The 10,357-nt window shown below is 71.7% G+C and carries 8 protein-coding genes (1 of these 8 only partly in view); 6 read left to right on the top strand and 2 right to left on the bottom strand.

Annotated elements, in window-relative coordinates; translation table 11 throughout:
- Positions 1-688 carry the 5' portion of a bifunctional 2-polyprenyl-6-hydroxyphenol methylase/3-demethylubiquinol 3-O-methyltransferase UbiG gene (gene ubiG / locus DK419_RS07820; protein ID WP_109958583.1) on the bottom strand. 62 nt of this gene lie to the left of the window's left edge, so the window shows 688 of its 750 coding nt (coding positions 1-688); the start codon lies at positions 686-688; its stop codon lies off the left edge, out of view.
- A gap of 208 nt (positions 689-896) precedes the next feature.
- On the opposite strand from ubiG, the gene DK419_RS07815 reads away from it, so the two are divergent.
- A complete protein-coding gene (locus DK419_RS07815; protein ID WP_109962184.1) occupies positions 897-2,132 on the top strand; it encodes an aspartate kinase in 1,236 nt (411 codons plus the stop codon).
- Between the two features lie 334 nt (positions 2,133-2,466).
- The gene (ptsP, locus tag DK419_RS07810; RefSeq protein WP_109958582.1) at positions 2,467-4,728 is read left to right on the top strand and encodes a phosphoenolpyruvate--protein phosphotransferase; all 2,262 of its coding nucleotides are present in this window, start codon (positions 2,467-2,469) and stop codon (positions 4,726-4,728) included.
- Positions 4,729-5,153: 425 nt separating this feature from the next.
- Here ptsP and DK419_RS07805 read toward each other — a convergent pair whose 3' ends face one another.
- Entirely contained in the window at positions 5,154-5,576 is a 423-nt protein-coding gene (locus tag DK419_RS07805; protein ID WP_109962183.1) for an ester cyclase, read from the bottom strand.
- Positions 5,577-5,812: 236 nt separating this feature from the next.
- Between DK419_RS07805 and prfA the strand changes: the two genes are divergently transcribed.
- The 4 genes from prfA to DK419_RS07785 all read left to right on the top strand — a co-directional run bounded on the left by prfA (position 5,813) and on the right by DK419_RS07785 (position 10,353).
- Positions 5,813-6,892 (top strand): peptide chain release factor 1, encoded by a 1,080-nt coding sequence (gene prfA, locus DK419_RS07800; RefSeq protein ID WP_109958581.1) that lies wholly within the window; start codon positions 5,813-5,815, stop codon positions 6,890-6,892.
- Positions 6,889-7,773, top strand: a complete 885-nt coding sequence (gene prmC, locus DK419_RS07795) for a peptide chain release factor N(5)-glutamine methyltransferase (protein ID WP_109958580.1) — start codon at positions 6,889-6,891, stop codon at positions 7,771-7,773. The genes prfA and prmC overlap by 4 nt, the downstream gene beginning before the upstream one ends.
- A gap of 426 nt (positions 7,774-8,199) precedes the next feature.
- A complete protein-coding gene (locus tag DK419_RS07790; RefSeq protein ID WP_109958579.1) occupies positions 8,200-9,225 on the top strand; it encodes a DUF4167 domain-containing protein in 1,026 nt (341 codons plus the stop codon).
- A 210-nt stretch (positions 9,226-9,435) separates the two neighbouring features.
- Positions 9,436-10,353, top strand: a complete 918-nt coding sequence (locus DK419_RS07785) for an SDR family NAD(P)-dependent oxidoreductase (RefSeq protein WP_109958578.1) — start codon at positions 9,436-9,438, stop codon at positions 10,351-10,353.
- Positions 10,354-10,357: the final 4 nt, after the last annotated feature.

The following is a 10,357-nucleotide window of genomic DNA, read 5'->3' as shown; positions in this document are numbered from 1 at the left end:
AGCGGCCGGTGAGCGGGTTGAACACCACCCCGGCCGTGTCGGCGACGTTGAGCCCGCCGCCCGCGACCGCGTCGCGCAGCTCGTCGGGAGTGACGAATTTTTCCCAGTCGTGCGTGCCCTTCGGCAGCCAGTTGAGGACGTATTCCGCCCCCACGATGGCGAGCGCGAAGGAGCGCATGGTCCGGTTGATCGTCGCGGCGAAGAACAGGCCGCCGGGCTTCACGGCGTGGCAGGCCGTGCGCACGAAGATCGGCATGTCGGTGACGTGCTCGACCACCTCCATGGCGCAGACCACGTCGAAGCGCTCACCCGCTGCCACCACGTCCTCGATCGTCTCGGCCCGGTAGCGCACCGGCACGCCGGCCTCGTCGGCATGGGCCTGGGCGATCTTGATGTTGGTGACGGCCGGGTCGAGGCCGGTGACGTCGGCGCCGAGCCGCGCCAGCGGCTCCGACAGCACGCCGCCGCCGCAGCCGACGTCGACGAGGCTGAGACCCGACAGCGGCGCGGGCGCCAGCGGATCGCGGCCGAAGTGCCGGCAGACCGTGTCGCGGATGTAGGTCAGGCGCACCGGGTTGAAGCGGTGCAGCACCCGCATCGGCCCGGCCTCGTCCCACCAGGTCGCGGCGAGGCGATCGAAGCGGGCGACCTCGTCGCGGTCGATCGAGGGTCCGGTCGGTTCGCTCATCAACGCCAGGCCTTCTGCAGGGAATGGAGGTCTCGTCTCGAGAGGCCGAGGTAGCGCAGCCGCCGTCTCCGGCCAACCGCCCTGGGACGTCGTGCCCAGGACCGGCGCGTCCGGCTGCAAGATTGACACCGCCCCGGCCCGCTTGTACCCGCCGGACGCCCGCGGCATTGCGCTGCGGCACGAGACAGGTTTGTTCGATCGGATCCCCATGCCCCGCCTGGTGATGAAATTCGGCGGCACCTCCGTCGCCACGGTCGACCGCATCCGCAACGTCGCCCGCCACGTCGCCCGCGAGGTGCGGGCCGGCTACGAGGTCGCGGTCGTCGTCTCGGCGATGTCCGGCAAGACCAACGAGCTGGTGGCCTGGTGCAAGGACGCCTCGGCCCTCTACGCCCAGTCCGAGTACGACGCGGTCGTCGCCTCGGGCGAGCAGGTCACGTCGGGGCTGCTCGCCATCGTGCTCAACGAGATGGGCATCAAGGCCCGCTCCTGGCAGGGCTGGCAGATCCCGATCGAGACCTCCGACCAGCACGGCTCGGCCCGGATCCAGGCCATCGACGGCGCGCGCCTCGATGCCGGCTTCAAGCGCGGCGAGGTCGCGGTGATCGCCGGCTTCCAGGGCATCCATGCCGAGACCGGGCGCCTGACCACCCTCGGGCGCGGCGGCTCCGACACCAGCGCGGTCGCGGTCGCGGCGGCGGTCGGCGCCGAGCGCTGCGACATCTACACCGACGTCGACGGCGTCTATACCACCGACCCGCGGGTGGTGCCGAAGGCCCAGCGCCTCGAGCGGGTCGCCTTCGAGGAGATGCTCGAGATGGCATCCCTCGGGGCCAAGGTGCTGCAGGTGCGCTCGGTCGAGCTCGCCATGGTGCACCGGGTGCCGACCACCGTGCGCTCCTCCTTCGACGACCCCGACGACGCCCGCCCCGGCACCCTCATCTGCGACGAGGACGATATCGTGGAACAGCAGATCATCACGGGCATCGCCTTCTCGAAGGACGAGGCCCAGATCACGCTTCGCCGGGTGAAGGACCGACCCGGCATCGCCGCCGCCATCTTCGGCCCGCTGGCCGACGCCAACATCAACGTCGACATGATCATCCAGGTCGTGTCCGGCGACGGCGCGGCCACCGACATGACCTTCACGGTGCCGGCGGCGGATTACGAGCGCGCCCGCGCGATCCTCGAGGCCCAGGCCGGAACGGTCGAGTTCGAGCGCCTCGAGGGGGCCACCGACGTGGTCAAGGTCTCGGCGATCGGCGTCGGCATGCGCAGCCATGCCGGCGTCGCCGCCAAGGCGTTCCGGGCGCTGGCCGAGAAGGGCATCAACATCCGGGCGATCACCACCTCCGAGATCAAGTTCTCGGTGCTGATCGACGCCGCCTATACCGAGCTCGCGGTGCGCACGCTCCACTCGCTCTACGGCCTCGACAAGGCCTGATACGGCTTCCGGAAGATCCCTTCCGGAAGCCGTATCAAAGCCCGCGCGGCGTCTGAGCGAAGCCGTTTTCCGCATCGCGAAACGATCGATCGGAAACCGCATGACGCCGGCCCGGGCGGTCCGCCGTCGAACGCCCCGTCCGCGATCCCTCGCGGGCGGGGCGTTTCTCGTCGGGAACGGCGCTTCGTCCCGGTCCCCCCGGAAGGACGCTTGCCCGCCGGGCGCCGGACTCGCTATACGGCGATAACGGGGCCGATGCGTCAGGCCCGCGCGAGCTCGGCCTCACGGTTGCGCCGCGCCGGGTCCGGCTCGCCAAAGGGTGGAACACGACACGATGCCCGCAGCGCCTGGAGGCCCGCGCCTGCTACTGCGCCGCCTTCGCGAGGCCATGGCGGAGCCCGTCGGCCCGCAGGCGCGCCTCGACCGCATCGTCGTCCTGATCGCGTCCAACATGGTCGCGGAGGTCTGCTCGGTCTACGTCCTGCGCGACGACGGCAACCTGGAGCTCTTCGCCACCGAGGGCCTCAACCGCGAGGCGGTGCACCTCACCACCATGCGGGCCGGCGAGGGCCTGGTCGGCCTCATCGCCGCCACCGCCGAGCCGCTCTCCCTCTCCGACGCCCAGTCGCATCCCGCCTTCTCCTACCGCCCGGAGACCGGCGAGGAGGTCTACCACGCCTTCCTGGGCGTGCCGCTCCTGCGGGCCGGCAACACGCTCGGCGTCCTGGTGGTGCAGAACCGCACCTACCGGATCTACTCCGAGGAGGAGATCGAGGCGCTCCAGACCACCGCCATGGTGCTGGCGGAGATGATCGCGTCGGGCGAGCTGCAGGCGCTCTCGCCCGGCACCGTCAGCGCCTCGCGCCGGGCGCTGAGCCAGTGCGGCGTCGCGCTCGCCGACGGGGTGGGCCTGGGCCACGTCGTGCTGCACGAGCCGCGCATCGTGGTGCGCAACCTGATCGCCGAGAACGTCGAGCGCGAGGCCTCGCGCCTCGACACCGCGATCGCCGAGGTGCGCGCGGCCATCGACGACCTCGTCGAGCGCGGCGACGTCGCGGGCGCCGGCGAGCACCGGGAGGTGCTCGAGACGGTGCGGATGTTCGCCCACGACCAGGGCTGGCTCCGGCGGATGCGCGAGGCGGTGCTGTCGGGCCTCACGGCGGAAGCCGCGGTCGAGCGGGTGCAGTCCGACAACCGCGCCCGGATGCTGCGCCAGAGCGACCCCTACCTGCGCGAGCGTCTGCACGACCTCGACGACCTCGCCAACCGGCTGCTGCGCCAGCTCGTCGGCCGCGAGACGGTCGGCCCGGACGCGATGCCCGAGAACGCCATCCTGGTGGCGCGCTCGATGGGCCCGGCGGCCCTCCTCGACTACGACCGGTCCCGCCTGCGCGGCGTGGTGCTGGAGGAGGGCGGGCCGACGAGCCACATCGCCATCGTGGCCCGCGCTCTGGGCATCCCGGCGGTGGGCGAGGTGGCGAACGCCACGGCGCTGGTCGAGACGGGCGACGCCATCATCGTCGACGGCGGGACCGGCGAGATCCAGATCCGGCCCGGCCCCGAGATCGAGGCTGCCTACGCCGAGAAGGCACGGCTGAGGGCCCGGCGCCAGGAGCAGTACCGCTCGCTGCGCGACGTGCCGGCGGTGACCCGCGACGGGGTCGCGGTCAACCTCCAGCTCAATGCCGGCCTCATCGTCGACCTGTCGCACCTGCACGAGACCGGGGCCGAGGGCGTCGGGCTGTTCCGCACCGAATTGCAGTTCATGGTCGCCGAGCGGATGCCGACGGCGGCCGAGCAGCAGATCCTGTACGAGACGGTGTTCGACGCCGTCGGCGACCTGCCGGTGACGATCCGGACCCTCGACATCGGCGGCGACAAGGTGCTGCCCTACATGAAGGCGCTCGAGGAGGAGAACCCGGCGCTCGGCTGGCGGGCGATCCGCATCGGCCTCGACCGGCCCGGCCTCCTGCGTATGCAGCTGCGGGCGCTCCTCAAGGCCGCCCGCGGGCGGCCGCTCAAGATCATGTTCCCGATGGTGGCGACCGTCGGGGAGTTCGTCCAGGCCCGGGCCATCGTCGAGCGCGAGAAGGCGCACCTCACCCGCCACAACTACCCGCTGCCGTCGGAATGCCGGCTCGGCGTGATGGTCGAGGTGCCCTCGCTGCTGTTCCAGATGGACGAGATCGCGGCCGAGGCCGACTTCCTCTCCGTCGGCTCGAACGACCTGATGCAGTTCCTGTTCGCGGTCGATCGCGAGAACCGCCAGGTCTCCAACCGGTTCGACCCCTTGAGCGCCGCGGCGCTCCGCGCCTTCCGGCTCATCGCCGAGCGGGCCAACGCCGCCGGCACCCCGGCGACGGTCTGCGGCGAGATCGGCGGGCGGCCGCTCGAGGCGATGGCGCTGATCGGGCTGGGTTTCCGCGCCCTCTCGATGTCCCCGGCCTCGATCGGTCCGGTCAAGGCGATGGTGCTCGGGATCGAGGCCGGTGCGGTCTCGGCCTTCCTGGAGCAGGAATTGGCACGGACCAAGGACGGGGCGTCCCTGCGCCCGGCGCTGGCGGCGTTCGCCGAGGAGCACGGCGTCCCGGTCTGACCGGTACAGGCCGATCGTCTCCGGCTACGCGAATCGGTAACCTCGCCGTGCGACGTTTCTGACGTTGGGGAAGACTCTCTCCGGCCGCGAAGGCTCTGGGGCACCGGAGCTTGCGGCGGAATCGCCGGCCGCCGCCTTACGAGCTGGCGCAGACCGGAGAGGGGGTGAGAAATGTGAACGGCTTACCGTTCGTGGTGATCGCCATCATGAAACGCCCGACCGGATGGAGTATCACCATCACGATCGGGCTGATGTAGTGACGTCTACCTAACAAGAGGGGTCGCGGGGTGCCACCCGCGGCTCCTCACTTTAAGATAGGGCAGACCGCCCCGAACCGCAAAGGGTGCCGAACGCTCGTGGAGCCGCCACGCGGCTTTTTTCCACGATCGCGGTGTTTGCCTGGACCCATCGCACCCGAGGCCGCCCTAATGGCTCTGCACGCGGCTCGTCCAGCTCGTCTGAGCAACCGTATCATTCCATGCCGAGCCGACCGGCTGCATGATGACCCAGGTTTCCGCCAGCCGGCCTGCCTCCGTGCGGTAGGATTGCAGGCCGGCGCGGGTTCGCACCTCGCCACATTTGAGATCCGTCCATCTCATCGTGAAGCGATACCAAGCGTGATCGCCATCGAAGCTGTGATCGTAGACGATAATCTTGATGTCGGGGCGTGCTTGCCTCAAGCGTGAGAGTTCGGCCGCGTAGTCCTCTCGGGCGACGGTGCGATCACCCATCTCGTCGTGCCGGATGTAATGCGGCGCGACGCAGGCCTCGACGAGCTCCAAGGCCCCCTCGTGCCAGACGCGCTCCCAGCGGTCGAACAGATCCTTCAGCACGACTGCATTCGTCACGATCACCTCCTTCCGCCGGCCCGATCGCCCAGCAAGCGCCTTGCCAGATCGGTTAGCGGCGTCTTCTGCGGAACGGGCATCGCGAGCGGCAAGCGTACTGCCATGGTGCAAGCGGTGTGCGGGACTGCCACGACTCCCCAACCCCCGCAGACCTGCTATACGCGGCAGCAATCGCCGGCACCGGGCGCGGGCCGCCCCGGCTGAACCGGCCGACGCCCATGGCCATATCTGCTTTCATGATCGCGATCCCGTCCGACCGTCTCGACGCCATCCTGGCCCGCCACGACATCGTCACCGCCACCTTGAGCGCCGGCGAGGCCGACGCGGAGAGCTTCGTGCAGCTCTCGCGCGAACTCTCCGAGCTCGACGGCGTGGTCGAGGCGATCCGCGCCTTCCGGGCCGCCGAGAGCGCCCTGCGGGGCGTCGAGGAAATGATCGAGGAGGGCGACCCCGAGATGCGGGCCCTCGCGGCGGAAGAGAAGCCGGAGGCCGAGGCCGCCCGCGAGGCCGCGGCCCGGGCGCTCCAGCTCCTGCTGCTGCCGAAGGACGCCGCCGACGAGAAGAGCGCCATCCTGGAGGTGCGCGCCGGCACCGGCGGCGACGAGGCGGCGCTCTTCGCCGGCGACCTGTTCCGGATGTACTCGCGCTACGCCGACCTGAAGGGCTGGCGGGTCGAGGTCATCTCCGAGAGCCCCGGCACGATGGGCGGCTACCGCGAGATCGTGGCCGAGGTGAAGGGGCGCGGCGTCTTCGCCCGGATGAAATTCGAGAGCGGCGCCCACCGGGTGCAGCGGGTGCCCGACACCGAGACGCAGGGGCGCATCCACACCTCGGCGGCCACCGTGGCGGTGCTGCCGGAGGCCGAGGAGGTCGACATCCAGGTCAACGATTCCGACCTGAAGATCGACACGATGCGGGCGCAGGGAGCGGGCGGCCAGCACGTCAACAAGACCGAGTCGGCGATCCGCATCACCCACGTGCCGAGCGGCATCGTGATCTTCGTCCAGGAAGAGCGCTCGCAGCACAAGAACCGGGCGCGCGCCATGGCGCTGCTGCGGGCCAAGCTCTACGACCAGGAGCGCAGCCAGAAGGACGCCGCCCGCGCCGCCGACCGCAAGTCGCAGGTCGGCAGCGGCGACCGCTCGGAGCGCATCCGCACCTACAACTTTCCGCAGGCGCGGGTGACCGATCACCGCATCAACCTGACCCTCTACAAGCTCGAGGAGGTCATGGCCGGCACCGCCCTCGACGAGGTGGTGGACGCGCTCATCACCGAGCACCAGGCGGCGCTGCTCGCCGCCGAGGGGATGGCGTGATCGCGATATCCCCGGGGACGAGCCGGATCGCGGCCCGGGCCCGGGCGGTCGACGCGCTCGCGGCGAGCGGGATCGAGACCGCCGCCCTCGATGCCCGGATCCTGGTCGAGGAGGCCCTGGGCGTCACCGCGACCGATCTCGCCCTGCGCGGGGCCGAGCCGGTCGGCGAGGCGGGAGCGGAGCGCCTGGCCTCGTACCTGGCCCGGCGCGCCGGAGGGGAGCCGGTGGCCCGGATCATCGGCGCCTGGGAGTTCTGGGGCCTCACCTTCGGTCTCTCGCCCGATACCCTGGTGCCGCGCCCCGATACCGAGACCCTGGTCGAGGCGGCCCTCGGCCTCGGCCTGCCGGCGGACGGGCCGCACCGCCTGGCCGATCTCGGCACCGGCTCGGGATGCATCCTGGTGGCCCTGCTGACCGAGTGGCCGCGGGCCCGGGGTCTCGGCCTCGACCGGTCGCACGGCGCGCTCCTCACCGCCCGGGCCAATGCCGTGCGCAACGGCGTCTCCGACCGCGCCGCCTTCGCGGCCGGCGACTGGGCCGCATCGCTCGCCGGGCCGTTCGACGTCGTCGTCGCCAACCCGCCCTACATCGCGAGCGAGGTCGTCGACGGCCTCGACGGCGAGGTGCGCGACCACGACCCGCGTCTCGCCCTCGACGGCGGTCCCGACGGGCTCGACGCCTACCGCGCCATCCTGGCGCAGGTCCCCCGCCTGCTGGCGCCGGGCGGGCGCCTCGTCGTCGAGATCGGCTACGACCAGGAGGAGGCCCTGCGGGAGCTCGCCGCCGCGCACGGGCTCGCGACGGCTTCGCGGCGCGACCTCGCCGGCCATCCGCGCGTGGTCGCCATGACCGCGGCGACGACCGCGGCGACCGGTTCGTGACGAGAAATCTTGAGCATCCTGCGGCCTTTGTGCGCGAAATCACTCTGAAATCGGCGTCAGGTCACTTGGCGCGGGAGGCCGAACCCGCTAACGTCCCGGGGTAGATCGTGAACGGTCCGGACAACACAGCCAGGCTCAGTTCTCGGGCGCGACATTGAGCGCGGACCTTTGGGCGATCTTCCACCACCGGGCAGACCAATGAGCGCGTAGGCGGTCCGGTGCCCCGCATCTGTGGATCGACGGTGGCCGGACGGTGAAACGGCCCGCGGTCGCACAGGGCAAGGCGGACATCGCTGCGGAGACGGCACATGGCCCGGCAGAGGCCGCCCGGCTCCGCGGACGAAACACCGCCGCGCGCGTAGTCCCGCCCTTCAAGTCGTCGAAGAGGGTCAGTCGAGACCGATGAGACCGAACCAGAACAGGCGTATGCGTGGCCGCAACCGCAGCAACAACAAGGGGCCGAACCCGCTGACCCGGGCCTACGAATCGAACGGCCCCGACGTCAAGATCCGCGGCACGGCCCAGCACATCGCCGAGAAGTACGCCCAGCTCGCCCGCGACGCCCAGGCGAGCGGCGACCCGGTGATGGCCGAGAACTACTTCCAGCACGGCGAGCACTATTTCCGCATCATCGCCGCCGCGAACGAGCAGTATCGCCAGCAATACGGCGGCACCTACGGCCGCCAGGGCTTCGACGACGACGACGAGGGCGACGACGAGGGTGCGCCGACCAACGGCTATGCGGGCCAGGAACGCGGCGGCAACGAGCGCGGCGGCAACGGCTACGCCCAGTCCGGCTACGGCGCCGCCGACGATTACGGCGATCCCGGCCAGCAGCCCCAGCCCTACGACGGCCGCGAGGACCGTCCGTCCCGCTTCGACCGGCAGGAGCCGCGCCAGGACCAGCGCCAAGATCTTCAGCGTCAAGATTACCAGCGCCAGGACAACCAGCGCCAGGACCGTCCCGACCGGCAGGAGCGCCGCGAGCGATTCCAGAACCGGCAGGACCGCCAGCAGCGGGACCGCCCCGAGCGCCAGGATCGCGCCGAGCGTCAGGATCTGTCCCGCGCCGAGCAGCCGCGGCAGGAGAACCCGCGCCAGGAGGCTCCCCGGCAGGAGGGCCCGCGCCAGGACGGCTACCGCGAGGGAGGACGCTCGGAGTTCCGCCGCGAGCGCCGGCGCGAGGAGCCGCGCTCCGAGCCGGTCCTGGCTGCCGACGAGCCGACCGGCCTGCCGGCCTTCCTGACGACCCCGGTGCGTCCCCCCGCCCCCGCGCCCGCCCCGGTCGAGGAGGCGCCGCCGGCGCCCCCCGCCACACCCGTCGAGGCGGAGGCCGACGCCCCCGCCGCCCGTCCGCGCCGCCGTCGCCGCACCCGGTTCGAGGGCACCGAGACCGGGGGCGAGCCGTCCGGCGAGCTGTTCCCGAAGCCCGCCGAGTCGTCGGGCGAGTGAGGACGGCCGCATGAACTCCCGCCCGGCCCCAGCGGGCCGGGCGGGGATGGCCGCGTCCCGCCCGGTCGAGACCTGAGCGGGCGGGACCTGCGTCGGAACTGCGCCGCATCGGGCGCCCGGCGACTTTTTTGCGCCGCCGCGTGTGGCGTTTCCCGCGCGACTGCCTACCTGCCGGCCTGACCATCGGCCCATCTTCAGGCGGAGCGCACCATGACCCACCACCCCGCACTCGCGAAGGGCCGCGTCGCGGTCGTCACCGGCGCGGCGAGCGGCATCGGCCTCGCGGCGGCCAAGGCTTTCGCGCGGGCCGGGATGCGGGTGGTGCTGGCCGACCTGCCGGGCGAGGCCCTGACCCGGGCCGGCCGCGAGGTCGCGGACGCGGCGCAGGGCGGCGAGGCGGAGGTCCGCGCGGTGCCGACCGACGTGGCGAGCCCCGAGGCGCTGGAAGCCCTGCGCCGGGAGGCCGCGTCCCTCGGCGAGGTGTCGCTGCTGATGGCGAATGCCGGCATCGAGGCCGGCGGACGCTTCTTCTCGGACGCCGCGACCTGGCACCGCATCCTCGACACCAACCTGTGGGGCGTGATCAACGCCGTCCAGGCCTTCGTCCCGGCGATGATCGAGGCGGGCAGGCCCGGCGCGGTGATCGTCACCGGCTCCAAGCAGGGCATCACCACGCCGCCCGGCAACACGCCCTACAACGTCAGCAAGGCCGGCGTGAAGGTGACGACCGAGGCGCTGGCGCACGAGCTGCGCGAGGCGGGCTCGCCGGTGACCGCCCACCTGCTGATCCCGGGCTTCGTCTATACCGGCCTGACCCGGGCCCGCGGCGCGACCGAGAAGCCGGCGGGCGCCTGGACCCCGGAGGAGACCGTCGAGTTCCTGCTGGAGGCGATGAGCGCCGGCGATTTCTACATCCTCTGCCCGGACAACGAGACCACCCTGGAGATGGACGAGAAGCGGATGCGCTGGTCCTCCGACGACCTGATCCGCAACCGCCCGGCCCTGTCGCGCTGGCACCCCGACCACAAGGCGGCCTTCGCGGCGCACATGGATGCGCCGCTCGCGGGCGGAAGCACCGGGGCGGACGAGGGGGTGAAGGAGGCCGCGGCGACACCGGCGTCGTTCTAAGGCC

Source organism: Methylobacterium terrae, assembly GCF_003173755.1.
Classification (GTDB): domain Bacteria; phylum Pseudomonadota; class Alphaproteobacteria; order Rhizobiales; family Beijerinckiaceae; genus Methylobacterium; species Methylobacterium terrae.
This window is presented reverse-complemented; position numbering and strand designations above follow the sequence as displayed.